General features: G+C 67.8%; 26 protein-coding genes and 4 tRNA genes. 13 read left to right on the top strand and 17 right to left on the bottom strand.

Features of this window, described 5'->3' with window-relative positions; all coding sequences use genetic code 11:
- Positions 1-23: 23 nt before the first annotated feature.
- From DMB37_RS09055 to DMB37_RS09045, 3 genes are all read left to right on the top strand, one after another.
- Positions 24-1,220 carry a sensor histidine kinase gene (locus tag DMB37_RS09055; RefSeq protein WP_240772310.1) on the top strand — a complete coding sequence of 399 codons (1,197 nt, stop codon included), beginning with the start codon at positions 24-26 and terminating at the stop codon, positions 1,218-1,220.
- Positions 1,213-2,232: a hypothetical protein gene (locus DMB37_RS09050; RefSeq protein ID WP_135232313.1), complete on the top strand. Its 1,020-nt coding sequence runs from the start codon at positions 1,213-1,215 to the stop codon at positions 2,230-2,232. The genes DMB37_RS09055 and DMB37_RS09050 overlap by 8 nt, the downstream gene beginning before the upstream one ends.
- Positions 2,233-2,481: 249 nt before the next feature.
- Complete coding sequence (locus DMB37_RS09045; RefSeq protein ID WP_135232312.1) at positions 2,482-3,681, top strand: winged helix-turn-helix domain-containing protein; 1,200 nt, start codon at positions 2,482-2,484, stop codon at positions 3,679-3,681.
- Between the two features lie 21 nt (positions 3,682-3,702).
- Here the strand turns inward: DMB37_RS09045 and DMB37_RS09040 are convergent, their stop codons facing one another.
- Positions 3,703-4,146, bottom strand: a complete 444-nt coding sequence (locus DMB37_RS09040) for a hypothetical protein (RefSeq protein WP_107658252.1) — start codon at positions 4,144-4,146, stop codon at positions 3,703-3,705.
- Positions 4,147-4,354: 208 nt separating this feature from the next.
- On the opposite strand from DMB37_RS09040, the gene dapA reads away from it, so the two are divergent.
- Together dapA and DMB37_RS09030 are read left to right on the top strand one after the other, a co-directional pair.
- A complete protein-coding gene (gene dapA, locus DMB37_RS09035; protein ID WP_135232311.1) occupies positions 4,355-5,269 on the top strand; it encodes a 4-hydroxy-tetrahydrodipicolinate synthase in 915 nt (304 codons plus the stop codon).
- A 172-nt stretch (positions 5,270-5,441) separates the two neighbouring features.
- Entirely contained in the window at positions 5,442-7,565 is a 2,124-nt protein-coding gene (locus tag DMB37_RS09030) for a ribonuclease J (RefSeq protein ID WP_135232310.1), read from the top strand.
- 149 nt (positions 7,566-7,714) lie between these two features.
- On the opposite strand, the gene DMB37_RS09025 is transcribed toward DMB37_RS09030, so the two are convergent.
- Together DMB37_RS09025 and DMB37_RS09020 are read right to left on the bottom strand one after the other, a co-directional pair.
- On the bottom strand, positions 7,715-8,275 hold the full coding sequence (locus DMB37_RS09025) for a hypothetical protein (RefSeq protein ID WP_107658250.1): 561 nt from the start codon (positions 8,273-8,275) through the stop codon (positions 7,715-7,717).
- A gap of 29 nt (positions 8,276-8,304) precedes the next feature.
- Complete coding sequence (locus DMB37_RS09020; RefSeq protein WP_167768784.1) at positions 8,305-8,655, bottom strand: DUF4189 domain-containing protein; 351 nt, start codon at positions 8,653-8,655, stop codon at positions 8,305-8,307.
- 211 nt (positions 8,656-8,866) lie between these two features.
- On the opposite strand from DMB37_RS09020, the gene DMB37_RS09015 reads away from it, so the two are divergent.
- Complete coding sequence (locus DMB37_RS09015) at positions 8,867-9,490, top strand: TIGR03085 family metal-binding protein (RefSeq protein WP_135232309.1); 624 nt, start codon at positions 8,867-8,869, stop codon at positions 9,488-9,490.
- Positions 9,491-9,824: 334 nt separating this feature from the next.
- Entirely contained in the window at positions 9,825-12,401 is a 2,577-nt protein-coding gene (locus tag DMB37_RS09010) for a DNA translocase FtsK (protein ID WP_135232308.1), read from the top strand.
- Between the two features lie 87 nt (positions 12,402-12,488).
- Here the strand turns inward: DMB37_RS09010 and DMB37_RS09005 are convergent, their stop codons facing one another.
- The 11 genes from DMB37_RS09005 to DMB37_RS08955 form a co-directional block, all read right to left on the bottom strand.
- Positions 12,489-13,097: a TetR/AcrR family transcriptional regulator gene (locus DMB37_RS09005; protein ID WP_135232307.1), complete on the bottom strand. Its 609-nt coding sequence runs from the start codon at positions 13,095-13,097 to the stop codon at positions 12,489-12,491.
- Positions 13,098-13,192: 95 nt separating this feature from the next.
- The gene (locus tag DMB37_RS09000; protein ID WP_135232306.1) at positions 13,193-14,194 is read right to left on the bottom strand and encodes an NADP-dependent oxidoreductase; all 1,002 of its coding nucleotides are present in this window, start codon (positions 14,192-14,194) and stop codon (positions 13,193-13,195) included.
- 39 nt (positions 14,195-14,233) lie between these two features.
- Positions 14,234-15,457, bottom strand: a complete 1,224-nt coding sequence (locus DMB37_RS08995; RefSeq protein WP_135232305.1) for an acyl-CoA dehydrogenase family protein — start codon at positions 15,455-15,457, stop codon at positions 14,234-14,236.
- A gap of 37 nt (positions 15,458-15,494) precedes the next feature.
- The gene (locus DMB37_RS08990; RefSeq protein WP_135232304.1) at positions 15,495-15,947 is read right to left on the bottom strand and encodes a MaoC family dehydratase; all 453 of its coding nucleotides are present in this window, start codon (positions 15,945-15,947) and stop codon (positions 15,495-15,497) included.
- 21 nt (positions 15,948-15,968) lie between these two features.
- Complete coding sequence (fabG, locus tag DMB37_RS08985) at positions 15,969-16,727, bottom strand: 3-oxoacyl-ACP reductase FabG (RefSeq protein ID WP_135232303.1); 759 nt, start codon at positions 16,725-16,727, stop codon at positions 15,969-15,971.
- 329 nt (positions 16,728-17,056) lie between these two features.
- Positions 17,057-17,132 (bottom strand) — tRNA-Arg (locus DMB37_RS08980).
- An 18-nt stretch (positions 17,133-17,150) separates the two neighbouring features.
- Positions 17,151-17,227 (bottom strand) — tRNA-Leu (locus tag DMB37_RS08975).
- Positions 17,228-17,237: 10 nt separating this feature from the next.
- Positions 17,238-17,309: transfer RNA gene (locus DMB37_RS08970), tRNA-Arg, on the bottom strand.
- A gap of 12 nt (positions 17,310-17,321) precedes the next feature.
- Positions 17,322-17,403 (bottom strand) — tRNA-Tyr (locus tag DMB37_RS08965).
- Positions 17,404-17,703: 300 nt separating this feature from the next.
- Entirely contained in the window at positions 17,704-18,321 is a 618-nt protein-coding gene (locus DMB37_RS08960; protein WP_135232302.1) for a hypothetical protein, read from the bottom strand.
- Between the two features lie 99 nt (positions 18,322-18,420).
- A complete protein-coding gene (locus tag DMB37_RS08955; RefSeq protein ID WP_135232301.1) occupies positions 18,421-19,245 on the bottom strand; it encodes a bifunctional 2-polyprenyl-6-hydroxyphenol methylase/3-demethylubiquinol 3-O-methyltransferase UbiG in 825 nt (274 codons plus the stop codon).
- A 133-nt stretch (positions 19,246-19,378) separates the two neighbouring features.
- Between DMB37_RS08955 and DMB37_RS08950 the strand changes: the two genes are divergently transcribed.
- The gene (locus DMB37_RS08950; RefSeq protein ID WP_135232300.1) at positions 19,379-20,362 is read left to right on the top strand and encodes a TerC family protein; all 984 of its coding nucleotides are present in this window, start codon (positions 19,379-19,381) and stop codon (positions 20,360-20,362) included.
- 3 nt (positions 20,363-20,365) lie between these two features.
- Here DMB37_RS08950 and DMB37_RS08945 read toward each other — a convergent pair whose 3' ends face one another.
- The 3 genes from DMB37_RS08945 to DMB37_RS08935 all read right to left on the bottom strand — a co-directional run bounded on the left by DMB37_RS08945 (position 20,366) and on the right by DMB37_RS08935 (position 21,939).
- Positions 20,366-20,911: a hypothetical protein gene (locus DMB37_RS08945; protein ID WP_135232299.1), complete on the bottom strand. Its 546-nt coding sequence runs from the start codon at positions 20,909-20,911 to the stop codon at positions 20,366-20,368.
- Between the two features lie 148 nt (positions 20,912-21,059).
- Positions 21,060-21,344, bottom strand: coding sequence for a YciI family protein (locus DMB37_RS08940; RefSeq protein WP_135232298.1), 285 nt, complete (start codon positions 21,342-21,344; stop codon positions 21,060-21,062).
- Positions 21,345-21,372: 28 nt separating this feature from the next.
- Positions 21,373-21,939: an amino-acid N-acetyltransferase gene (locus tag DMB37_RS08935; RefSeq protein ID WP_206055218.1), complete on the bottom strand. Its 567-nt coding sequence runs from the start codon at positions 21,937-21,939 to the stop codon at positions 21,373-21,375.
- A 217-nt stretch (positions 21,940-22,156) separates the two neighbouring features.
- On the opposite strand from DMB37_RS08935, the gene pgsA reads away from it, so the two are divergent.
- The 5 genes from pgsA to DMB37_RS08910 all read left to right on the top strand — a co-directional run bounded on the left by pgsA (position 22,157) and on the right by DMB37_RS08910 (position 25,993).
- Complete coding sequence (gene pgsA / locus DMB37_RS08930) at positions 22,157-22,816, top strand: CDP-diacylglycerol--glycerol-3-phosphate 3-phosphatidyltransferase (RefSeq protein ID WP_135232297.1); 660 nt, start codon at positions 22,157-22,159, stop codon at positions 22,814-22,816.
- Complete coding sequence (locus DMB37_RS08925; RefSeq protein WP_135232296.1) at positions 22,813-23,352, top strand: CinA family protein; 540 nt, start codon at positions 22,813-22,815, stop codon at positions 23,350-23,352. The genes pgsA and DMB37_RS08925 overlap by 4 nt, the downstream gene beginning before the upstream one ends.
- A gap of 115 nt (positions 23,353-23,467) precedes the next feature.
- Positions 23,468-23,950: a helix-turn-helix domain-containing protein gene (locus DMB37_RS08920; RefSeq protein WP_135232295.1), complete on the top strand. Its 483-nt coding sequence runs from the start codon at positions 23,468-23,470 to the stop codon at positions 23,948-23,950.
- A gap of 200 nt (positions 23,951-24,150) precedes the next feature.
- Positions 24,151-24,981 carry a phage shock protein PspA gene (gene pspA, locus DMB37_RS08915; RefSeq protein WP_107658210.1) on the top strand — a complete coding sequence of 277 codons (831 nt, stop codon included), beginning with the start codon at positions 24,151-24,153 and terminating at the stop codon, positions 24,979-24,981.
- A gap of 136 nt (positions 24,982-25,117) precedes the next feature.
- A complete protein-coding gene (locus DMB37_RS08910) occupies positions 25,118-25,993 on the top strand; it encodes a hypothetical protein (RefSeq protein ID WP_135232294.1) in 876 nt (291 codons plus the stop codon).

The raw sequence follows: 25,993 nt of genomic DNA, 5'->3' as shown, positions 1-25,993 counted from the left end.
GTTGGCGCAGGGGAGCGGCTCCGGTGCCGAAACGGAGCGCGTACGAGGGTGCGTCCGAACGAATTCTGCGCCGCTTCGGGCTGGCGATCGGCATCGCCGGGGTGATCGTCGCGGTGGTGGAACTGCCGGAGATCGCGGACCAGAGCCGGTTCATCGCGGGCGGCTGGACGATCCTGATGGTGGTGCTGGCGTTCGGGTTGTTCCCGGTGCTCGGCGCGGTATCGATCGCGTCGAGCAGGCAGCTCATCCAGCTGGTTTCGGGCGCGGCGGCGGTGAGCTTTCTCGCGGCGATGATCGTGATCCCGTTCGCCTATCCCGATCCGGCGCCGGCCACCGCCTCGGTGTGGCTGTATCGCGTGCTGGCACTCGGTGTGCTCGCGGCCGTGCTGGCGTGGCGGCCGCTGTTCGCGGTCGCCTACCTGGTGATCGGTGCGGCGCTGTCGGCGTTCGCCAAGTCGCTCGTGGTGACGGATGCGACGCCGGTGGTGACCTGGGCCGGCGACTTCGTGCGGGCGGCGGGCTTGTGCGCGCTGTTCCTGTGGTGCGCCATCTACGCCAAGGCGGCTGCGGACCGGGTGGACCGGGAATCGGCGATCGAGAGCAGGCGCGCCGCTGCCGTGGCAGGCGCCGCGGCGCGCGATCGCGAACGGGCCCGCTTCGCCGCGCTGATCCACGATGCGGTGCTGTCCACGCTGCTGGACGCGTCCCGGGCGGGCACCGACTCGCCGGTGCTGCGCAGGCAAGCCGAGCGAACGCTCGAACAACTCGATGAATGCCGAGTCGGCGAGGTGGAGCCGAATCGGCTCGACGCGCAGTCGGCCACCGGATTCCTGCGTTCGGCCGTGCACGAGGTCAATCCGGGGATCCGTTTCATCGCCCGGCGGTGGTCCGGTTTCGACGATCTCCGGCTGCCGGTGGACGCCGCGGGCACCATCGCCGCCGCGCTCACCGAGGCGGTGCGCAACAGTTTGCGCCACGCCACCGTGCCGGGCCGCGAGGTGCAGCGCACCGTCACGGTGACGATCAGCGCGGGCGGTATCCGGGTCGTATTCCGGGACGACGGTGCGGGTTTCGATCTCAGTCAGGTGCCCGCCGATCGCCTCGGCATCTCGGTGAGCATTCTCGGGCGGATGCGTCAGCTGGCCGGCGGCGCGGGCTTCGTGGAGTCGCAGCCGGGCGAGGGCACCACGGTGACATTGGTGTGGGGTAGCGATGGCTGATACGGATACCGAATTCGGGCTGCGCGATCTACTCGGCCTGCGGGATCCGGCAGCCGGGCTCTTCCTGCTCATCCTGCAGGCGACGATCGTGCTGTACATGGTGCGCAACTTCGGCGACACACCCCTGCTGGCCGCGGTGGCCGCCCTGGTGCTGCTGGCCGCGGCCGGGGTGCTGGTGCTGGTGGTGCCGATCGATCCGTTGCCGCTGCCCGCAACGATTTTCGTGGCCGCCTCCGGGCCGGTGGCGACCGCACTCACCTCGTTCGATGTCGAGAACGGGTGGTCGGAGCAGGTGTGGACGGCGTTCGCATCGTCCTACGTGCTCGCGGTGCTCGTGCTGCGCGGGCGGTTGGGCGCGGCGTGGCTCGGCGTCGGCGGTGTCGCGGCGGTGATCGCGACCGTCGGCGTGGTGAACGGGTTGCGCGGTGGCGTGGTCGCCGGATCGATCGTGCCGATCTCCACGGTGGCCGGTGTCTCGCTGTTCGCGGTGATCATGCGTCCTACCCAGCGGTCCCTGCGGCTGCTGCGCGAGGAGTCGACGATGCGCGCCGCCGCCGAGGCCACCATGGCCGCGGAGAACGGGGAGCGCGACCGTCAGCTGGCCCGCCTCGACAAGGTGGCCCGGCCCATCCTGGAGCGCATCGCGGACGGTGTCGAACTCACCGCGACCGAACGCGAACAGTGCAGGCTGCTCGAAGCCGAACTACGCGACGGACTACGCGCACCCCAACTCGTCACCGACGAGCTAAGCAGTGCCGCCCGCGGCGCCCGCTCGCGCGGCGTCGAGGTGGTCCTGCTCGACGACGGCGGCTTCGCCGGCGTCCCCCGCTGGGTCCGCCAACAGGTGATCGAAGCCGCGACAAAGGAATTGGACGCCGCCAACGCAGGCTCGGTCACCGTCCGCGTCCTCCCCATGGGCCGCCGCATCCTCGCCACCGTCCTCGCCAACGCCCCCGACCAAGACCGCCGTACCGAGATAGACGCAGCCGGCAGCATCAAGGTCTCCACCTAGGTCCGAACGGGACATGGTGGAGCGATCACATGCGGCCCCACCGCCACCGTGTCCCGGTGGGCGGCCATGTCCTGGCGAGGTCGCGCGCGAACGGGCCTGGCAGTCGCGCCCGGCTCGAACGAGGGCGACGGTCGACGTACTCGCGGCGTCTGGCTCGAACGGGACACGGTGGCGGCGAATGTCGAGTGATCGCTCCACCATGTCCCGCTGGGCGGAAGATTGTCGGACCCACGTGGCATTGTTCGGATCATGCGGAAGATTAGTGCGGGGGTCGCGCGGCGGGTGGCGCTGGCGGCGCAGGGGTTTGCGGCGCGGAAGCCGGTGCGCGCTACCCGGCGGTCGGTGCTCGGGGTTGTCGAGAAAACGCAACTGTTGCAGTTGGATTCGGTGTCGGCGGTGGTGCGGGCGCATTACGCGCCGGTGTTCAGCCGGATCGGGGCCTACGATCGGGCGCTGCTCGACGAGGCGGCGTGGAGTCACCACGCGCGGCGGCCGCGCCGGCTGGTCGAGTACTGGGCGCACGAGGCCGCGCTGATTCCGGTGGCGGACTGGCCGCTGATGGGGTGGCGGATGGCGCAGTTCGAGCACGGCCGCTGGTCGGGGATGCGCAAGGTGGTGGAGCGCAATCCCACACTGGGCAAAGACATTCTGGACGTGATCACCGAGGTCGGCGCCTGCACCGCCGGTGAGGTCGAGCGCCATCTCGAACTGGACAAGCCGCGCCCGAAAGGTTCCTGGTGGAACCTCAGCGACACCAAGATGATCTGCGAACAACTCTTCGCCGCCGGTGCGTTGTCGGTGGACAAGCGCGTCAGCTTCGCCAGGCACTACGACCTCACCGAACGCGTGATCCCACCGGATATCTTGGCGCGCAAGGTTTCCGAGGAAGACGCGGTGCGCGAACTGGTGCTCCGCGCGGCCACCGCACACGGCATCGGCACCGAAACCGACCTGCGCGACTACTACCGACTAAACCGCAAGCAAACCGAACCGGCCATCGCCGACCTGGTCGACGCGGGCGAACTGCTCCCGGTCGAGGTAGAAGGCTGGGACAAGCCGGCCTACCTGCGCGAAGGCACCCCCATCCCGCGCCGCGTCGAAGGGGCGGCCCTGCTGTGCCCGTTCGACCCGCTGATCTTCTTCCGCGCCCGCACCGAACGCCTCTTCGACTTCCACTACCGCATCGAGATCTACACCCCGGAACCCAAACGGGTGCACGGCTATTACGTCTTCCCGTTTCTCCTGAACGGCGAACTGGTCGGCCGCGTCGACCTGCGCGCCGAACGCGCGGCAGGCCGCCTCTCCGTCCCCGGTGCCTTCGCCGAACCCGGTTACGACACCCCCGCCACCGCGCACGCCCTCACCGAGGCCCTCCGCGACATGGCCGACTGGCTGGAACTCGATAAGGTCGTGATCGGCTCGCGCGGCAACCTCGCCCCGCTCCTTTAGCCGCTTCGGTGCGCCTATGCGTCAGATGTCCCGTTTAGGCCCATATCCACGCATCTGATCACGCAAAGCTCCCGAGACAGCGCTGGACAACCACGAGTTCAGCGACTGTCCGCTCTGCGCGGCCGCCTCCTCGGCCTTGGATTTCATCTGCTCCACCAGGCGCAGCGTGACCCGGCTGATGTCGCCGGTCATCTCCTCGAAGGTGGGGTGGTCGTCGGTGGACGGTTTCTTACGCAGGTCGACCTTGGCCTCGGTGCCGTCGAAGGACAGCTGCACGGTGCGATCGCCCAGTTCAGCGCTGAGTTCGGCGGCCAGGTCGGACAGCGCGGCAAGTAGCACCAGCCGGGCCGAACTCTCCGTCGCCGCGGCCAACGCCGCCGCAGTGGCCTGGGTCTTCTCGTCGCCGAGGGCGGCGGCCGCGATCAGGTCCTCGCGCAGGCGGGCGGTGTACTTGTTCAGATCCATGACATCAGCATGACGCCATATTTGATGTCACGCAAGGACGGGAGTGACATCATCGCCGCCCGGTGCGCCTCGGCCGGGACAACCGGCCGGTCCGTTCGGTGGCGACGGTGTCGAGGGCGTTCCCTCGACCGGGTAGCCTTTCTGACCATGACGAACGGTGAATCGGCGCCAAGCGCGCGCTGCGTGCGTGCGGCTCGGAGGCGGCAGCATGTCTAACCACGGAGGCCCCGCCGACCAGGCCCAGCTGCGTGCGTCCGGCACCGTAGGCGTCGCGATGGTGACCCCCTTCGGTACCGACGGCAAGCTCAACGTCGATGCCGGAGTAGCGCTTGCGGCCCGGCTGGTCGACCGCGGCGTCGATCTGCTCGCCATCTCCGGCACCACCGGCGAGTCACCGACCACCACCGAGCAGGAGAAGGCGGACCTGCTGCGCGCCGTCGTCGATGCCGTCGGCGACCGCGCCACCGTGATCGCGGGCGCGGGCACCTACGACACCGCCCACTCCATCGAACTGGCCCGCAACGCGCAGCGCGCGGGTGCGCACGGCCTGCTGGTGGTGACGCCGTACTACTCGCGCCCCTCGCAGGAGGGCCTGCTGGCGCACTTCACCGCGGTCGCCGACGCCACCGACCTGCCGGTCACCCTCTACGACATTCCGCCGCGCTCGGTGGTGCCGATCGCCACCGAGACCATCCGCCGGCTCGCCGAGCACCCGCGCATCGTCGCGGTGAAGGACGCCAAGGGCGACATCAATGCCGGCGCCGACCTGATCGCGAACACCGATCTGGCCTTCTACTCCGGCGACGACACCCTCAACCTGCCCTGGCTGTCGGTCGGCGCGGCCGGATTCATCAGCGTCATCGGCCATCTCGTGCCCGAGCGCCTGCGTGAACTGCACACCGCCTACACCGCAGGTGAGGTGGCGCGCGCCCGCGAGATCAACGCGAGCCTGGTGCCGCTGAACGCCGCGATGTTCCGGCTGGGCGGTGTCGCGATGAGCAAGGGCGGCCTGCGCCTGCTCGGCGTCGAAGCGGGCGAGCCGCGGTTGCCGCAGTTGATGCCTAATCCTGAACAACTCGAGTTCCTCGCTGCCGATCTACGGGCAGCCGGGGTGCTCGAATGAGAGAGCGGAGCAAGCGAATCACCACACAGCGGAGCGAACGAATCACCAGCGCGTGCGCCTCACGCATGACGGCAACGAGCGTCATCGAGGTGCCCATGAGGAAGCGCGGTGACCGAATCCTCGGCACCGCGACCCTGGTCCGGCCGGAACCTAGCCGCAGCGAGGTGCAGGCATGACAGAACCAGTGGCCCGTCGGCCCCGCCGTACCGCGACCCGCACCGCGGGTCCGCCGCCGCCTGCTCCGATCGAGCAGCCCGCGCGCACCGAAAAGCCTTCGGCACAGCCCGAAGCCGCGGCCCCCTCCACTGCCGCGGCACCGTCCACCGCTGGCGCGCAGCCGAGTACCGCTGCCCAGCCGGATGCCACGGTGCAATCAGAGGTCGTCGTCGTGCAGACCGAGGTAACCGCGCAAGCCGACCAGGTCGCGGCGCAGACCTCGCAGCCGAGGAAGGCGAACGCGGCGAAGAAGTCCGCACCGGCGAAGAAGTCGCCTGCCCGCGCCGAAGCGCCGCAGAACAACCAGCAGGCCCGGAAATCCGGCCGTGGCCGCCAGCAGTCCGGCCGGGGCCGCGCCGAACAGTCCGCGCCCCAACCGGATCCGCGCGCCGCCGCCCTGGCCCACGATCGCCTGGGCGCACCGCCGAAGCTCGCCAAGAACGGCCTGCGCGTCTTCGCCCTCGGCGGCATCGGCGAAATCGGCCGCAACATGACCGTTTTCGAGTACGGCGGCAAGCTGCTCATCGTCGACTGCGGCGTGCTGTTCCCCGAGGACCAGCAGCCCGGCGTCGACCTGATCCTGCCCGACTTCCGCCCCATCGAGCACCGGATCAACGACGTCGTCGCCGTGGTGCTCACACACGGCCACGAGGACCACATCGGCGCGGTGCCGTTCCTGCTGCGGCTGCGCTCCGACATCCCGGTCGTCGGCTCCAAGTTCACCCTCGCGCTGGTCGCGGCGAAGTGCCGCGAGCACCGCCAGCAGCCGAAGCTGATCGAGGTCATCGAGGGTCAGCACACCACGCACGGCCCGTTCGACTGCGAGTACTTCGCCGTCAACCACTCGATCCCGGACGCACTCGCCGTCGCCATCCGCACCCCGGCAGGCGTCGTGCTGCACACCGGCGACATCAAGCTCGACCAGTTGCCGCTGGACGGTCGCCTCACCGACCTGGCCGGTTTCTCCCGGCTCGGCGACGAGGGTGTCGACCTGTTCCTGGTGGACTCGACCAATGCCGAGGTTCCCGGCTTCGTCACGCCGGAACGCGAGATCGGCGGCGTGCTCGACACGGTGATCGGCAAGGCGCGCAACCGCGTGATCGTCGCCTCCTTCGCCAGCCACGTGCATCGCATCCAGCAGGTGGTCGATGTCGCGCAGAAGTACGGCAGGCGGATCTGCTTCGTCGGCCGCTCGATGGTGCGCAATATGCAGATCGCGCAGGACCTCGGCTATCTGACGGTGCCGGAGAGTGTGGTCGTCGACCTCGATCAGGCCGCGACGCTGCCCGGCGACCGGCTGGTGCTGATCTCGACCGGTTCGCAGGGCGAGCCGCTCTCGGCGCTGTCCAGGATGGCCCGCGGCGATCACCGCCAGATCAACATCCGCGAGGACGATCTGGTGGTGCTGGCCTCCTCGCTCATCCCCGGCAACGAGAACTCGGTGTTCGCGGTGGTGAACGGCCTGGCCAGGCTCGGCGCCACGGTGATCACCCAGCAGAACGCCAAGGTGCACGTCTCCGGGCACGCCTCCGCCGGTGAGCTGCTGTACCTGTACAACGCGGTGCGGCCCACCAACGCGATGCCGGTGCACGGCGAATGGCGGCACCTGCGCGCCAACGCCGCGCTCGCCATCGCGACCGGGGTGCCCGAGGACCGGGTCATGCTCGCCGAGGACGGCGTCGTGGTGGACCTGGTCGACGGGATCGCCTCGATCGTCGGGCGGGTGCCGGTCGGGCACGTGTACGTCGACGGCCTCTCCGTCGGCGACGTCGGCGAGTCGACGCTGTCGGACCGCCTGGTGCTCGGCGAGGGCGGGTTCATCTCGATCACCGTCGCGATCGACGAGACCACCGGCAAGGCCGTCAGTGCGCCGGAGGTCAGCGGGCGCGGGTTCTCCGACGATCCCGGCGCGCTCACCGACGCGGCCGAACTGGTCGAGGCGGAGCTGCTGCGGCTGGCTACCGAGGGTGTCACCGACATTCATCGGATCGCGCAGAGCGTGCGGCGCGTCGTCGGCCGCTGGGTCGCCGACACCTACCGTCGTCGCCCGATGATCGTGCCGACTGTGATCGGCGTCTGATCCTGGGATAGCGAAAGCGCCGGATGCCTCGGCATCCGGCGCTTTTCGGCTGTGCTGGTCGACTCGTGGCAGGAGTGCTGGTTGATCCTTGGCCGAAGCGCTGGTTCACCCGCGCGGAGCGCTGGTGAACCAGCGTCAGGCGGACCGACTCACTCCTGGCAGGCCGCGGATTCGATCTTCGCGCTCTTGACGATGTTGCACGCGAAGGTGTGGTCGACCTTCCACTCGCCGCCCTCGGAGACGAAGGAGACGAACGCGTCGTCGACCGGGGTGCCGTTGATGGTGACCTTGGCGTCGGCCTTGAGCTTGCCGTCCGCCGGCTCGCCGACCTTGGTGATCTCGACCTGGACGCCCTGCTTCTTGGCGGCGTCGACGAGGTTGGCGACCAGGTAGGGATCCTGCTCAGCGGCCTGGATCCAGCTGATCTTTTCCTGGTTCGGCACGTTGGGATCGAACGCCTTGGTCAGGCGGTCGTTCAGCTGCTGCGTCGACGGCTTGGCCAGCACCGGCGAGGACGGAGTGGTCGGCGCGGAGCCGGTCTCCTTCTCACCCTTGTCGCTGCCGCCCTGGAGCTCACCGGCTTCCTTGGCGGCATCGGCGGTGGTGCTCGGCGTGGCGGATTCCTTGTCGCCGGAAGCGCAGGCGGTGAGAGTGGCAGCGGCGGCGGTCAGCACGATGGCCACGGCGGTCCGGAAGGTGCGGTGTTTCACGATGTTTCCCCTGAATCGATGCGCGGACGTCAGCCGTGGTTGGATGTGCAGTTCCAGTGCACGATGTAGGCGTCGGAGTTGTTGAGAGACAACGCCTTACTCTGCGCACGACCACGGGAGGCGGCATAGGCCCAGCTGTAGTTGCCGGTGCGGTTGGAGTAGGACACTGCGCCACAGCCATTGGCGAACCAGACCACCGTCTCGCAGTCGCTCGCCCCGCAGCTGCGGACCGCCCGCGCCTGCGCGGACGAGGAATCCGGGTAGTCGTAGGAGTAGCCGATCAGCCCGGTGGACGTGGACAGCGCGATCGCGCCGTAGTTGTACGCCTTGGCTTGAGCGGTAGGCGCGCTGATAGCCAGCGCACAACTAGCGGCGGCCACAACGGCCGCACCAGTAACAAACTTCTTCACAGGGAATTTGCCCTTCTTGTTCATGAGGTCCACGACCCGATGGACCGAGTGACAAGGTACATAGCGAACACTCATTGCGCTACCCAAGAATTCGGGGCCTCGTTTCTGGGGGATGCTGAAACCCCGTGCGAATCAGGTGCGCCGAGGTCGCTGTGCGCGCCTCGGTGGGTATGTTCAGGGTGTGAGCATCGCGCAGCGGGAACGTCAGCAGCTCGTCGAGACGATGACGGCCGTCGGGCCGGAGGCGCCGACCCTCTGCGGCACCTGGACGGTGCGAGACCTGGCCGCGCACTTGGTGGTTCGCGAGCGACGGTTCGACGCCTCGCCGGGCATCATGCTGAAGCCGCTGGCCGGGTATCTCGAAGGCGTGCAGGCGAAGGTGGCGAGCCGGCCGTTCCCCGAGCTGCTGGAGCAGGTCCGGACCGGGCCGCCGTGGTGGTCGCCGCTGCGCCCGCTCGACGCGCTGGTGAACCTGACCGAGATGTTCGTCCACCACGAAGACGTGCGCCGTGGCACGCCCGGCTGGGCGCCGCGTGAGCTCTCGCAGGCCGACGAGGACAAGTATTGGTCCCTGGTCAGCCGGATGGCGCGGCGGTCCTACCGTAAATCGCCGGTGACGGTGGTGCTGGCGACGCCGGACGGCGAACGGGCGGTTGTTCGTTCACAGCCGGGCGGCGAGGTGACGTTGAAAGGTAAGCCGTCGGAGCTGCTGTTGCACTCGTTCGGCCGCGACGAGGTCATCATCGAGAGTAACGGCGAACCCGAGGATATTCGCAGGGTATTGGGGTTGGATCGTTCCGTCTGACCCTCGCTGAGCAGTCGTATCGGCCGAAATCTGAGCTTCCGCCAGCCCGAGATCCAGTGCACACGGTCGATCCCAGCCGCACGGACCATTCCGCAGACAATTGCTCAGTCGCAGCGCTTCCCATCGCAGTCTGCAGTCTGTGCGGAGCTCGGCGGGCCGCGGGAAGCATGCACGATCTGCTCTGCGACACGCGGAAGCGGCTCTGAGCGGGGGATTGCTCACGCCGCCCTGGATCGGCGGCGACCTGGGCATCCGCACAGTTCGGCACTCCTGAGACCTGCGATACCAGTGTTGCGGATGGTCTGGAAGGGGCGTTTGCGGCTAGCCTAGGTCCATGGCAGGTAAGTCCCGCAGCACCACGACGAATACTCGGGCGCGGGCGGGATCGGCGCGGGGGCGGACCACGGCGGCTCGTTCCCGTTCGGCAACACCCCGCACCACCGCGACCCCACGCACCCGCCGCCCACCCGCGCGCAGGCCGGTGCAGCGCCGGTCGAACACCGCGCCGCTCGCGGTCGTGAGCCGCGGGATCAGCAGCGGCTGGAACATGCTGGCGCGCGGCCTCGGCGCCACCACCCGAACCCTGAGCAAGGCCGGCGAGATCGAGCACGGCCACCGCCGCGACGGCATCGCGCTGGCACTGATCGCGTTGAGCGCGGTGATCGCGGCCGCGGTCTGGCTGTCGGCGGGTGGTCCGGTGGGGCATTGGATCGGCGAAGCCATCCGCGCGGTGGCCGGATCCGCCTCGGCCGGGCTGCCGTTCGTGGCGACCGGAATCGCGGTCATCCTCATGCGCACCGAGGCGCACCCGGAGATCCGGCCGCGGCTGGTGCTCGGTGGTCTGCTGGTCGGCCTGCCGTTCCTCGGACTGTGGCACGTCATCGCCGGTGCGCCGACCGACCCGCACGGGCGTTCGCGCGCAGCGGGTTTCGTCGGTTTCGTGGTGGGCGGTCCGCTCACCGACGGGCTCACCGCCTGGCTGTCGGTGCCGATCCTGTTGCTGGCCATCATTTTCGGCGTACTGCTGCTGACCGGCACCACGGTGCGCGAGGTCCCCGCCAGGCTGCGCGAGTACTTCGGCACGGGCAGCGGCGGTGACGAATACGGCGCGTACGAAGGCGAATACGGCGAGTACGACCCGGCGAAGTACGACGCGGACGGGTTCCCGCTGCACTCGGCCAAGCCGAAGCGCAAGGGCCGCACCCCGGTGGAGAACTACCCTCCTGACGAGTTCGGCGATCCCGATGCGGTGACCGAGGTGCTCGGCGAGCCGCCGCTGCGCGATGCCAAGCCGATCGCCGCCGAAGAGCCGGTGGCCAAGCCGAAACCGAAGAAGCAGCGCCCGGTCAAGGTCGAGGACCAGACACCGCCACCCCCCAAGCAGCTCGAGTTCGTCGCCGACCGCGAGGTGGAGGGCGACTACGTCCTGCCGCCGATGTCACTGCTGACCGACGGCGATCCGCCCAAGAAGCGCAGTGCCGCCAACGAATCGATGATCGAGGCGATCACCGAGGTGCTGGTGCAGTTCAAGATCGACGCCGCCGTCACCGGTTTCGTGCGCGGCCCGACGGTCACCCGCTACGAGGTGGAGCTCGGGCCCGGTGTGAAGGTCGAGAAGATCACCGCGCTGGCCCGCAATATCGCCTATGCCGTTGCCACGGAGAATGTTCGGCTGCTCGCCCCGATCCCCGGCAAGTCGGCGGTCGGTATCGAGGTGCCCAACTCCGATCGCGAGCTGGTCCGGCTCGCCGATGTACTGAAGGCGCCCTCGACCCGAAACGACCACCATCCGTTGGTGATCGGGCTCGGCAAAAACATCGAGGGCGACTACCTGGCGGCGAACCTCGCCAAGATGCCGCACCTGCTGGTCGCCGGTTCCACCGGTTCGGGTAAGTCGAGTTTCGTGAACTCGATGCTGGTCTCGCTGCTGCACCGGGCGACACCGGACGAGGTCAGGATGATCCTGATCGACCCCAAGATGGTGGAACTCACGCCCTACGAGGGCATTCCACATCTGATCACGCCCATCATCACCCAGCCGAAGAAGGCGGCCGCCGCGCTGTCCTGGCTGGTGGAGGAGATGGAACAGCGCTACCAGGACATGCAGGCCAACAAGGTGCGCCACATCGACGACTTCAACAAGAAGGTGAAGTCCGGGGCGATCACCGCGCCGCTCGGCAGCGAACGGGTGTACCGGCCCTACCCGTACATCCTCGCCATCGTCGACGAGCTGGCCGATCTGATGATGACCGCGCCGCGCGACGTCGAGGATGCGATCGTGCGGATCACCCAAAAGGCCCGCGCCGCAGGCATTCACCTGGTGCTCGCGACCCAGCGGCCGTCCGTCGACGTGGTCACCGGCTTGATCAAGACCAACGTGCCGTCCCGATTGGCCTTCGCCACCTCGTCGCTGACCGACTCACGGGTCATCCTGGACCAGCCCGGCGCCGAGAAGCTGATCGGCATGGGCGACGGCCTGTTCCTGCCGATGGGCGCGAACAAGCCGACCCGCCTACAGGGCGCGTTCATCAGCGACGAAGAGATCCACGCCGTCGTCGACTTCGCCAAGAACCAGGCCGAGCCCGAATACCAGGAGGGCGTCACCGCCGCCAAGGCGGGCGAGAAGAAGGACGTCGACCCCGACATCGGCGACGACCTCGACGTGTTCATCCAGGCAGTGGAACTGGTCGTCACCTCTCAGTTCGGCTCCACCTCGATGCTTCAGCGCAAGCTGCGCGTCGGCTTCGCCAAGGCAGGCCGCCTCATGGACCTCATGGAAACCCGCGGCGTCGTCGGCCCCAGCGAGGGCTCCAAGGCCCGCGATGTCCTCATCAAACCCGATGAGCTGGAGGGTCTGCTGTGGACGATCCGCGGTGGTGAGGGCGAACCCGCACCGGAAGAGTCCGACTGACCGTTGCGGGCGACAGCGCCGGCCGTCTCGCGCGAGTTGATCAGCGCTGCCGAGTGATTCGGGGCGGCGTCGCGGTGGGGGACGACCTTACTGTTCGGGGTGGCGGGCACCGACCATGCGCAGGGCTAGATCGACGTAGTAGTCGCCGAGGTCCTCGGGGGTCCAGGCGCCGTCGTCGCGGTACCAGCGGGCGAGGTCGATGCCGAGGGACAGGATGGCGACCGCTGCCATATGTGGGTTCGGGTTGTCGAAAAAGCCTTCGGCGACGCCGTTTTCGATCAGGGTGCGGACCTCGGCGTCGATGATGTGGCGGATGTCCTTGATTTCGCGCTGATGCTCGGGGCTTAGTGCGGCGAGTTCGTAGTTGATGATGCGGGCGACGGTGTGGGCGCGGGCGTGGTGGATCGCGAAGTCGCGCACCAGGGCGATGAGTTGTTCGCGGGGGTTCGTCGACGAAGCGAGCGCCGCTCTGATGCGCGCCAGCGTGTCCAGGTGGCCGGTGCGCGAAATTTGGTACAGCAGTTCTTCTTTGGAGCGATGGTGCACGTAGATCGCCGCCGTGCTCAAGCCGGCGATCGAGGTGATGTCGCGGGTCGTGGAGCCGTGGAAGCCGCGTTCGGCGAAGGCGACCACGGCGGCATCCAGCAGCCGCGCCCGAGTTTCGTCCGCGCGTGAGCGGTCCTCTGATTCGACCACGTGACAAGTCTCCCATCCGTTCGGACCGTCACCTGCCAGGCAGCCTGGCAGGTGCTGCGCCCTGACCCGAAGCCGAAGGACAGGGCGCAGCGGGTTCAGACCGCCAGCACGAGCTTGCCGGTGTTCGCGCCGGTGAACAGCATGTTCAGCGTCTCGCCGAAGCGGGCAAGCCCGCCTTCGACCACATGTTCGCGGCTCTTGATCCGCCCTTCGGCCAGCCACTGCGCCAGCTGCGCACCGGCTTCGGGGTAACGGTCGGCGTAGTCGAAGACCACGAACCCGGCCATGGTGGCCCGGAAAACCAGCAGCGACATGTAGCGCGACGGGCCCGGCGGCGGCTTCTGCTCGTTGTAGGCCGAGATCGCACCGCACAGCACGACGCGCGCACCACGGTGCAGGTTGGCCAGTGCGGCATCGAGGATCTCGCCGCCGACATTGTCGAAGTAGATGTCGATGCCGTCCGGGGCTACTTCGCGCAGCTGCCGCAGCACGTTGCCCGCGCGGTAGTCGATGGCCGCGTCGAAACCCAGCTCCTCGGTGAGCATCCGGCATTTCTCCGGCCCGCCCGCGATACCGATCACGGTGGCGCCCTTGGCTTTCGCGATCTGTCCGGCCACACTCCCGACCGCACCCGCGGCCGCCGACACCAGCACGATGTCGCCCGCGCGCAGTTTCCCGACGTCGAGCAGGCCGAAATACGCTGTCATGCCGGGTATTCCGAGCACGCCGAGCCAGGTCGGGCCGGACGCGGCGTTCAGATCGACCCGCTGCACGCCGCGGCCGTTGCTGATGGCGTACTCGGTGACACCGAAGGTGCCGCTGACCGTGTCGCCGACCGCGAAGTCCGGGTGCGTCGACTCCACGACCGTGGCGATATCGAGCGATCGCATCACCTCCCCGATACCCACCGGCGGCAGATACGAGCGGACATCGTTGAGCCAGCCCCGCATTGCCGGATCAAGGGAGATGAAGTTGACCTGGACCAAAATCTCGCCCGGTCCGAGGTCGGGCAGTTCGGTGGTCGTCAGGTTCCAGGTGTCCGCGGTGGGCAGCCCGGTCGGCCGTTCGGCCAAGCGGACCTGCTGGGTTTTCGTCATGGCGAACTCCTTCTGGAAGTAGTCGAATTCATCTGTGGCTCAGCCTTTCCGGCCCCAGGACGGATCCCGGCGGCGCAGTTCCCGCTGCGCGATGGTGCGCTTGTGCACCTCGTCCGGGCCGTCGGCCAGGCGCAGCGTCCGCACATGCGCGTACATGCTGGCCAGCGGAAAGTCGTCGGAGACGCCACCGCCGCCGTGCACCTGGATGGCCCGGTCGATCACCTTCAGCGCCATCTGCGGCGCCGCGACCTTGATGGCGGCGATCTCGGTGCGCGCGTTCTTGTTGCCGACCGTGTCCATCAGATACGCGGTCTTCAGAATCAGCAGCCGGGTCATCTCGATCTCGATGCGCGACTCCGCGATCCAGTCCTGGATATTGGCCCGGTTGGCCACGGGCTCCCCGAAGGTCGTACGGGCTTGTGCTCGATCGATCATCAGGTCGAGAGCCCGCTCCGCCATGCCGACGGCGCGCATGCAGTGATGGATGCGACCGGGGCCCAGCCGGGCCTGGCTGATCATGAACCCGTCGCCCTCGCCGGCCAGCAACGCGGTGCGCGGCACCCGGACGTTGTCGAATACCACCTCCGCGTGGCCTTCTCGATCCTGATAGCCGAACACCGACAGCCCACGCACCACGGTGACGCCGGGCGAATCGAGCGGGACCACCATCATGCTCTGCTGGCGATGCACCGGCGCGTCGACGTCGGTCTTGCCCATGACGATGAGCACCCGGCAATTCTTGTGCAGCGCATTGGAGGTCCACCACTTGCGACCGTTGAGCACGTAGTCGTCCCCGTCGCGGTCCATCCGCAACTGGATATTGGTGGCATCCGAACTCGCAACCGCGGGTTCGGTCATGGCGAAGGCCGACCGGATCTCGCCGGCGAGCAGCGGCGCCAGCCACTCTCGCTTGTGCTCCTCGGTGCCGAACAACGTCAGCACCTCCATGTTCCCGGTGTCGGGTGCACTGCAGTTGGTCGCTTCCGGCGCCAGATGCGCACTCCGGCCCATGATCTCGGCCAGCGGCGCGTATTCGGAGTTGGTCAGGCCGGGACCCCACTCGGCATGCGGGTGGAAGAGGTTCCACAGGCCGCGCTTCTTGGCCTCGGTCTTGAGTTCCTCCAGGATCGGCGGATGGTAGTGCGGGTCACCGGATTCCGTCATCTGCGCGTGGAAGATCGGTTCCGCGGGATAGATCTGCTCGTCCATGAAGGCCAGCAGATCGTCGCGAATTCGGCGGGCCCGGTCCGAGAGCTCGAACATCTCTACTCCTGATCGTCGTTCGTCATGCGGGTTCTCGTCACGGCACCAGAATCGCGACGCTCTCGGCCACGCAGGCCGGTTTGCTCGCACCCTCGATCTCGACGGTCACCGAGCTCACCGCCTGGTACCCGAGCTTCGCCGCGGTGAGCGAGACCAACTCGACGCCTGCCCGCAATCGCGAGCCGACCGGAACCGGCGTAGGAAACCGAACCTTGTTGGTGCCGTAGTTGATCCCCATCGACAGGCCGTCGACACGGTAGATCTCACCGGCCAGCATCGGCAGCAGCGACAACGTGAGAAACCCGTGCGCCACCGTCGTGCCGAAGGGTCCGGCGGCCGCCTTCACTGGGTCCACGTGGATCCACTGGTGGTCTCCGGTCGCATCCGCGAAACGATCGATCTGCGCCTGGGTGACGGTGTGCCACTCGCTGTAACCGAGATGGGTGCCGACCGCTGTCGCCAGGTCGTCCAAACCATCGAATGTCCGCATTGCCTTGGCTCCTTCGGCGATTCAGTTCTTGGGGCCGCCGGCCACATAGATCACCTGGCCGGAGACGAATCCCGCGCCCTCGCTGGTGAGGAACGAGATGGTGTGCGCGATATCCTCGGGCTGCCCGGCGCGGGCCACCGGAATCGTCGCCACCACCGCCTTTTTGAAATCCTCGAAGGGGACGCCCATCCGCGCTGCGGTGGCCGCGGTCATATCGGTCTCGATGAAACCCGGAGCGACGGCGTTCGCGGTGACACCGAACTTGCCCAGCTCGAACGCCAGCGTCTTGGTGAAGCCCTGCAAACCGGCCTTGGCCGCAGCGTAATTGGCCTGACCGCGGTTACCGAGCGCGGAGGTGCTGGACAGGCTGACGATGCGGCCCCACTTCTGCTCGATCATGTGCCGCTGCACCGCGCGCGTCATCAGGAACGAACCCCGCAGGTGCACGTTCATGACCGTGTCCCAGTCGTCGACGGACATCTTGAACAGCAGGTTGTCGCGCAGCACACCCGCGTTGTTGACCAGCACGTTCGGCGCGCCGAGCTCGGCGGCGACGCGTTCCACGGCCTGCTCCACTGCGGCCTCGTCGGATACATCCGCCCCGATCGCGAGAGCCCGCCCACCGGCCTTCTCGATCTCGGCTACGACTGCGCCGCAAGCAGTTTCATCCAGATCCAGCACGGCCACCGCCATCCCGTCGGCGGCCAGTCGACGCGCGACAGCCGCGCCGATACCGCGCGCGGCGCCGGTGACAATCGCGATCCGCTGTCCATTGCTCATGTGTTGTTCTCCTCGCCAGTGATTGTCAGTGCCTATCGAAAGCCCGCGCCGCCGCCGATCGGTCTGCCGACGCCGTCGACGACCACCGGTTGCCCGGTCATCCAGCTCGCCTCGTCGGAGAGCAAGACCGCCACCGAAGTCCTCGGGTACGCCAGCCGTTCGAGCGGGAAACCCGACTTACTAAGCGCTTGTTAACCTCATGCCACCATGCGTGACGCAGGCCTCGAAGGTCAAGAGGTGTGCGGTCGAACTCGAGATGTGACTCGCGACACATGAGGAGTGCACTAGTGCTCCCACCAGGCATTACGAAGAATCTGGGTAGGTAAGCGTGGTGCGCACGGGAGGACTCGAACCTCCAACCCCCTGGTTCGTAACCAGGTGCTCTGTCCATTGAGCTACGAGCGCGGGCCCGCGGGTGCGGGCTGGTTCCCTCGGCGAGATTCGAACTCGCACCTCCCGGAATCTAGGTCCGGTGCCTCTACCGATTGGGCTACGAGGGATCGGGTTTCGTATCCGTGAGTGGAGTCGAACCACCGACCTGCACCTTCGGAGGGTGCCGCTCTTCCACTGAGCTACACGGATGTGAAACACGGGTGGCAGCAGGAGGATTCGAACCTCCGGTGGTGAATACACCTGATTTACAGTCAGGCCCCTTCGGCCGCTCGGGCATGCTGCCGTGTCAGTCGTCGCTGTGTAGTTGTGTACTGAAACACGAAAAAGGGGTCACCCCTTGGCGATTGCCGCGGAGTGACCCCTTTTCACGGGTCTGTGAAAGACACGGGTCAGGGGCCGCTCCGTACGGTCAGCCGTCGATAGGCGACCGTCGATAGCACGGCGTAGGCGTGCGACTGCCAGGCACCGCTGCGCGACCACTGTCGCTGCTGGGTCCCGGTCATGTCTTCGCCTTCCTGGGTCGTGTGCGTTCTGTGGTACCGACGTTAACATCCGAATTTGGGCTTGGGAACCGGTTTTCGGGTCAGAAGGTGCGGTTGGACTCGCGGGCGATCGTGAACCCGGCGCCGGTGGTGTCGTTCGTGCAGGTCACCCCGTTCTCGGCGGAGTCACAGGTGAACGCGCCGACGGTGAGTACCCCGCCGTACGGCAGCACCCGGCCGCCGCCGCGGCTGCCGCCGTCGATCGGCGCGCCGACGAACACACCCTGGTTCAGGCAGCGTGCGCCGGAGCGCTTGCCGACCGTCAGCGTGCTGCCCTGCGGATTCTTGCTCCAGCATTCTTTGAACTCCGCGGGCGCCGGTGTGGTGGGTCCCTGGCAGCCGACCTGAGCGTTGTCGTCGATCGGCTGATCGAGGATCGCGCAGAGGAACGATCCGCTCGGCGATTGGAAGTAGTACCCCATCTGCTGCCGATACTGGGCCGGGTCGACCGGCCCGGACGCCGGGGCACGGGTGGCGGAAGTCGGCGCGGCGGTCGCCGTGGTGGTCGGCGCGGCGGACGAGCTCGCCACGGGCGAACTCGGCGCGGCCGAACTGGCGGTCGGTGTCCCCGATTCCTTGTCGTCGTTTCCACACCCGGCCAGCAACGCCAGCGCGACGGCGCACGGCACCACAGCGATACGAGCTCCTCGGATTTGCATGACGGCATTCTGTACCGCGTCGCCCGGCTTTCGAACGGGACGCGCCGGGCCGCGTCCCACCCGGAGCGATCTCATCGCCCCAGGTGGGGAGGTCCGCGATCAGTGCTTGCGGGCCTGCAAGGTGAAGCTGAGCGGTAGCCGCTCCTGATGCTCGGTGAGGTGCCATTCGCCGCCGGCGCCGAGGGTCATCTGCCCGGGCAGGGCATGCCACGGCACACTGCGATGTTCGGTGAGCCCGGTGATCGAGAGTCCGGCGTTCAGCACGGCGGTCACCAGTTCGCCGATCCCGTGGTTCCACTCGTGGGTGGTGGTCTGCTGGAACTCGGCGTCGGTCTCGACATAGGTGCCGCCGTCGGAAAACACCATCGGCTCCGGCGTTTCGAAGTACGGGTAGCCGACGACCAGCCGGTCCGTGTGGGTTTCGTCGATCGTGGCCAGCATCGGATGGGTATCTCGGATGAACAGCCGTCCGCCGGGCCGCAGCAGTCCGGCGACAGTGTGCGCCCAGCGGTCGATGCTCGGAAGCCAGCACAGCGCACCGATTCCGGTGTACACGAGGTCGAATTGCGCACCGCCGAGCGCGGTTACCGCATCGAAGACGTCGGATTCGACGAAATCGATACGGGCCCCGGTCTTTTCGGCGAGTTCCCGAGCCTGCGCGAGGGACGCGGGGGAGAAGTCGAGTCCGGTCATGGTGGCACCGAGCCGGGCCAGCGAGAGCGTGTCGGTGCCGATGTGGCATTGCAGGTGCACCGCGCGCAGCCCGCCGATGTCGCCGAGCAGCGGCCGATCGAACCGAACCACCTCGCTCAGAAAGTTCGGTTCGGCGAGGAACCGGTCCACCGCGTAATCGCGCGACGCGGCGTGGACCGGTGCGCGCTCGTCCCAGTTGGCTTTGTTGAGGAGCAGGTAGTCGTCGGTCACAGTCGCCACTGTGGCATGGCGCCCGCGGCGAGTGCATGTGAAATTATGGTCAGCAATCACCCCGCAAGCCGACCGGAACGGACAAATCGGGCATTATGAACGTCATGACCCTCGCTACTGATCGACACGCAGCATGCAGGTAACCGCACTCGAGTGGGTGGTCACCATCGTGGTGATCCTCGCCCTGTTCGTCTTCGACTTCTTCGCGCACGTGCGCACCCCGCACGAGCCGACCTTCCGGGAATCCGGCTTCTGGTCCGCCGTCTACATCGGGCTCGCCCTGGCCTTCGGCGGTTTCGTCGCCTGGCAGTGGGGTTCGACGTTCGCGGGGGAGTACTACGCGGGTTTCGTCACCGAGAAGGCGCTCTCGGTGGACAACCTGTTCATCTTCCTGATCATCATGTCCACCTTCGCGGTGCCGCGGATCTATCAGCAGAAGGCGTTGCTCATCGGCATCGTGATCGCGCTGGTGATGCGCGGTGTGTTCATTGCCGTCGGTGCGGCCGCGATCAGCGCGTTCAGCTGGGTGTTCTATCTGTTCGGCCTGTTCCTCATCTACACCGCGGCCAAGCTGATCAAGGAGAGCGGCCACGAGGTCGAGCACGAGGAAAAGCGCGACAGCCGGGTCGTCGCGCTGGCCAAACGGGTACTGCCGACCACCGAGAGCTACGACGGCGACAAGCTGATCACCCGCGTCGACGGACGTCGCGCGGTGACCCCGCTGTTTCTCACCCTGCTGGCGATCGGCTTCGCCGACCTGCTGTTCGCCCTGGACTCGATCCCGGCGATCTACGGTCTGACGAGCGAGCCTTACCTGGTATTCACCGCAAACGCGTTCGCGCTCATGGGTTTACGGCAGTTGTACTTCCTGATCGGCGGACTCCTCGATCGTCTGGTGTATCTGTCCTACGGTCTGTCGGCCATCCTGGCGTTCATCGGCGTCAAGCTGGTGCTGCACGCGTTGCACGAGAACACGCTGCCGTTCATCAACGGCGGCGAGCACGTCAGCGTGCCGGAGATCTCCACCACGGTGTCGCTGGGAGTCATTCTCGGCATCTTGGTCATCGCGACGGTCGCCAGCCTGGCGCGCACCCGCGCGGACGCGGCGCGGCGCTGACGTTCAGAACACCCGGTTGCTGTCCGGGGCGATCTCGAACCCGTGCCCGTCTTCGTCGTTGCTGCAGATGACGCTGAAAGTCTCGGCCCGACAGGTGAATCCGTGCGCGCTCAAGGTCGCTCCGGCGGGGAGCACCGGCCCGACGCCAGGGCCCGCACCGGGTACGACCTCGGGGCCGGTGTAGAAACCCTGGTTCACGCACAGATATCCGGCGTCCTCGCCGACCGCGACCGCGGCGGCGGCCGGATCGGTGCTCCAGCATTTCTGCATGTGCGGCGGCGCGGGGCCGGTCGCGCCCTGACATCCCGCGGTGCGCCGGGGCTGACCGACTGGCTGATCGAGGATGCCGCAGGTGATGTGCCGGTCCGGCGTCTGGAAGTAATAGCCGTCGACGGCTCGGTACATCGCCGGGTCGGCCACTCCGGGCCGGGTCAGCGGACGAGCCGAGGAAGAGGTTGCTGGGTCCGTTTTGTCCGGTACGCCCAGGTACGCGTACAACAGGCCCGCGGTGGCAGCCGTCGACGCGAAAACCGCTACGTAAGTGCGCATGGCGCGAGTCTGCCGTGTGGAACAGGCGGTATGTCCGTATCACGCTCGGTGTGTCGCCGCAAGTTAGCTGACTTCGCCTAACGATCCGCCCTGGTTGTCCGATTCCCCGCCCACCGAATGGTGAGCGGGGAATCGGTAGGTGATCGATTCAGGACGAGAAAGCGCCCAGCACCGGAAGCCATTCGACGACGCGTACGTCATCGATCAGCTTCTCCCGCGCGAACGGGTCCGCGGCGAGCAGCGCGTTCAGCGCAGCGGCATCCTCGGCCCGGAACAGGATCAGTGCACCGGACCCGTCCGGGTACGGCCCGCTGGTCAGCAGGTTGCCCGCGTCGAGCTGGCCGGCCAGCCAGGCGCGATGCGCGGGGCGATGGGTGTCCCGGTCCGGGACCGTGGCCGCGGAGTAGGTGTAGTGAACGGCGAAGATCGGCACGGGCGGATCGCTTCCTATACGTCGGATGTCAGAGCGTGAGCAGCATCCGAGTATTGCCGAGGGTGTTGGGCTTGACGTAGCTGAGGTCGAGGAACTCCGCGACACCGGTGTCGTAGGACCGGCACATCTCCGCGTACACCTCGGCCGTCACCGGCGTGCCGTCTATCTCCGCGAACCCGTGCCTGGCGAAGAAATCCACCTCGAAGGTCAGCACGAACACCCGCCGCAGTTCCAGCTCGCGCGCCACCGTGATCAGCTGCTCCACGATGAGCCTGCCCACCCCGCTGCCCTTGACATCCGGGTGCACCGCGACCGTGCGCACCTCGCCGAGGTCGGCCCACAGCACATGCAGCGCGCCACAGCCGACGACGCGACCGTCGAGCTCGGCCACCCAGAACTCCTGCACCGCTTCGTACAGCGTGACCAGGTTCTTTTCCAGCAGTATCCGACCGGCGTAGACATCGACGAGGCGTTTGATCTCGGGCACGTCGGAGGTTCGCGCGCGTCGGACAACCAGTGCGGAATTCTGCGCGCCTAGAGGCACGGCCTGATGTGCGTCGCTGGTCGAACCACCTAGTGGTCCCCGAGAGTTCATGGGGTGCAGAGTAGTCGGGCGGGTTACCGATAGGCTGAACGTGTGCCGCACATCCAGTCCTCCCGCTCACCGCATCACGCCGGGCAGCGGGTTCGGCATGACGCGCGCCGGGCAGGCGCCGGTCATGGACGTTGTCTGGAGTGTTTATCGTGAGCGGGCGCACCATCGCGCAGCCGCTCGCGTTCCTACCGGAGCTGAGCGTCGGCGAGGTGCGGCGATGAGTGCGCAACCCGAGGAGATCGAGCGACGCTGGGCCGCGTCCGAGCCGATCCCGTCGAGCATGGTGACGCCGCACGCCGAACCCGTGGTGCCGCTGATGAATATCGCGAACATCCTGACCATGCTGCGGATCGCGCTGGTCCCGCTGTTCGTGGTGGCACTGTTCGTGGGCGACGGGCACGAGACCTTCTGGCGGCTCGTCGCGGCCGCGCTGTTCGGCATCGCCGCAATCACAGACCGGTTCGACGGGCAACTGGCGCGCAAATACGGTCTGGTCACCGATTTCGGCAAGCTCGCCGACCCCATCGCGGACAAGGCGTTGATCGGTTCCGCGGTGATCGGGTTGTCCGTACTCGGCGATCTGGCCTGGTGGATCACCCTGGTCATCTGCGGCCGCGAGATCGGCGTGACCCTGCTGCGCCTGGCCGTGGTGCGCCGGGGCGTGATCCCCGCCGGTCGGGGCGGCAAACTCAAGACCCTCATGCAGTCGATCGCGATCGCGGTCCTGCTGCTGCCGCTGGGCGGCTGGCTTCTCGGGGCGGGCATGGTGCTGATGTATGTGGCCGTCGCGCTGACCGTGATCACCGGCCTGGACTACGTCGGCCAGGCGATGCGGGTGTGGTTCGCGGGCGGGCCGGGCCGAACGCGCGGCGCATGAGCCAGGCATCCTCGGTACCGACCGATCCGTTGATCGCGAACGGGCAAGTCGCCGACCTGGTTCGGGCGCTGCGCACGGCGGGTCAGACCGTCGCGACCGCCGAATCGCTCACCGCCGGGCTGTTGTCCGCGACCATCGCGGGTGTCCCGGGCGCCAGCGCGGTGCTGCGCGGTGGCATCGTGGTGTACGCCACAGACCTGAAACACAGCCTCGGCGGCGTCAGCGACGAAGTACTGGAGACCGAAGGTCCGGTCGCCGCGAGCACCGCCGAACAACTCGCGGTGGGCGCCCGCACGCGATGCGGGGCAGACTGGGGAGTGGCACTGACCGGTGTGGCCGGCCCTGATTCGCAGGACGGACATCCGGTCGGCACCGTCTTCCTCGGACTCGCCGGTCCGGGGCACACCGAGGTGATGCGGTTGAAACTCCTCGGGGACCGGTGGACGATCAGGATCGGCGCGACGCACATCGCCGTGCGGGAACTGCTGCGATGTGTACGCCGACCGGACGCGGGTACGAGCAGGCAAGGTGAGTGATTTGCGTCGGGCGGGAACCAACCGGGCCTCGTCCGACGTTGTGCCAGAAAGAACGGCGTGCGTGGCACTCGTGAGTGTCATGCGGGTCCCCTGACAGGGAGCGAAGGAGAACGAGATGACGCTGCTGCGAGAGGCCATCGGGGACAGTCTGCGGCGTGCTCGTCTCGCCCAGAGCCGGACCCTGCGCGAGGTGTCCACCTCCGCGCGCGTGAGCCTGGGCTATCTCTCCGAGGTCGAGCGGGGCCGCAAAGAAGCCTCCAGTGAGTTGCTGGCCGCCATCTGCGCGGCCCTCGATGTGCCGCTGTCCCGGGTGCTGTGGGATGTGAGCACGATCATGGCGGGTGCCGACGGCCTGCCGACCCGTACCCCGGCGGACGCCGCCGCGGCACCGCTGCCGGTCGAGGCGGAAGAGTCCACCGCCGCCGAAGCCGCACCGGCCGCCGCACCAGCCGCAGCCGCAGAGCCCGCGCTTGCACCAGCGAGTGCCAGCCTGTCGGTGGCCGGCTCGGGCGTGCGTCCGCTCCCGCTCGCCATGGACACCAGAATCGTCATTCCCGCACCCAAGGCCGACATGCTGGTCCTGGTGAAGGGCGTGTGACACCCAGCGACAGGTGGCCGCCGCGGCAACGCTGCGGACCGGCGCCGAAAGCGGATAGATTCTCACTAGGCGTCGGTTGGGCCGGGTATACCCGGCGCGACGGCCGCATGGTGGAGGATAGGCATATATCGAGTGCGTGACGGTCGCGCACCGGAGCCGCGTCGAGGGCGCGGCACGTCAGATGGAGGCGGGATCAATCGATGGCTAATCCGTTCGTCAAGGCCTGGAAATACCTGATGGCCCTCTTCGATTCGAAGATCGAGGAGCACGCGGATCCGAAGGTCCAGATTCAGCAGGCTATCGAGGAAGCTCAGCGCCAGCATCAGGCCCTCTCGCAGCAGGCCGCGTCGGTCATCGGCAACCAGCGCCAGCTGGAGATGAAACTGAACCGGCAGCTCGACGAGGTCGAGAAGCTCAACGCCAACGCACGCCAGGCGGTCACGCTCGCCGACCAGGCCAGCGCCGCGGGCGACACCGAGAAGGCGATCCAGTACACCAACGCCGCCGAGGCGTTCGCTGCCCAGCTGGTCACCGCCGAGCAGTCGGTGGAGGACCTGAAGGTGCTGCACGACCAGTCGCTGCAGGCGGCCACCCAGGCCAAGAAGGCCGTCGAGCAGAACGCGATGCTGTTGCAGCAGAAGGTCGCCGAGCGCACCAAGCTGCTCAGCCAGCTGGAGCAGGCCAAGATGCAGGAGCAGGTCTCCGCGTCGCTGCAGCAGATGGACTCGACGCTGTCGGCGCCCGGCACCACGCCGAGCCTGGACGCGGTGCGCGAGAAGATCGAGCGCCGCTACGCCAACGCCCTCGGCTCCGCCGAGCTCGCGCAGAACACGGTGCAGGGCCGCATGCTGGAGGTACAGCAGGCCAGCATCCAGATGGCCGGGCACAGCAAGCTCGAGCAGATCCGCGCGTCGATGCGCGGCGATCAGCTGCCCGCGGGTGGCGCGGCCCAGCCTGCCGTCAATCCCGCACCGGCGCAGGCGAACCCGGCCCAGCCGCAGATGAACAAGGGCCAGGCCGCACAGCAGTAACGTTCGGACGCTCGGCAAGGACTTTGTCGGTGGTCACTGGAACACTGGCGAACACAGCACGCGCACCCGGCGGGCCGGCCGTCGGCCGCGCCGGGACCGTGCTGGTCCGATCCGCGCTACCAGTGGGAGAGATGGCATGACTCGGGACAAGGCGCTTCCGGGCCGCAAGCGCGACGCGGCGATCATCCGGGCGCAGGCCGCGCTCGCTCCGCAACCGGGTAGCCTGCCCGACAGTCTGCGCGAGGTCGGCGAGAACGCCCTTGTCGCGGTGCGCCGCTGGGCCGATCCGCGCGAACGTGAACTGCGCCGTCGCCGCCGCGCCCGCCGCCGCAGCTTCCAACTCGGCACCGCCTCCGGTCTCACCACCGCGGGAGCTGTTGGGCTGGTGGTCATTTCCGCACCCGCCTGGATCGTCGTCGTGCTCGGCGGCGGCGCGGTCGCGCTGGTCACCGGCACCGCACTGAGCGCCCGCCGCTACCTGCGACTGCGCAAGTCGCCGCTGCCGCAGCCCACCTTCGTCCCGCGCAAGCAGCCACCGCTGTGGTCGCGGGCGCGCGGACCCATCGCCAAACTGGTCCGCGCCGAACGCGCTCTGCACGGACTCGGCACCCAGATCGCCCGCGGCAACCGGTTGCCCGACGACGAACTCACCGACATGCTCGAAACCGCAGCCTCCGGCTCCGCCGCCCTGCACGCCCTCGCCGCCGACGTGACCGCCATGGAACAAGCCCTCGGCGCCATGGGCCGCGCCGATTCCCCCGCCTCGGTAGCCCTCACCGGCAACCTGCAATTCGCCCTCGACCGCCTCGACACCGGCGTCACCGAGTACGAACAGGTAGTCGCCGCCGCAGGCCGCATCCTCGCAGTCCCCGAAAGCGCGGTCATGCGCCACAATTTCGACACCATCGTCGCCGACCTGCGCCACGCCGCCGACCGCCTGGACGGCTGGGCCCAAGCCCTCACCGAAGTCGCCGACCAGCAGGTGCCGATCTCCCGCCCCGGTCAACTCTGA

Origin of the sequence: Nocardia sp. CS682, from assembly GCF_004634405.1 — a bacterium.
Classification (GTDB): Bacteria; Actinomycetota; Actinomycetes; order Mycobacteriales; family Mycobacteriaceae; genus Nocardia; species Nocardia ninae.
This window is presented reverse-complemented; position numbering and strand designations above follow the sequence as displayed.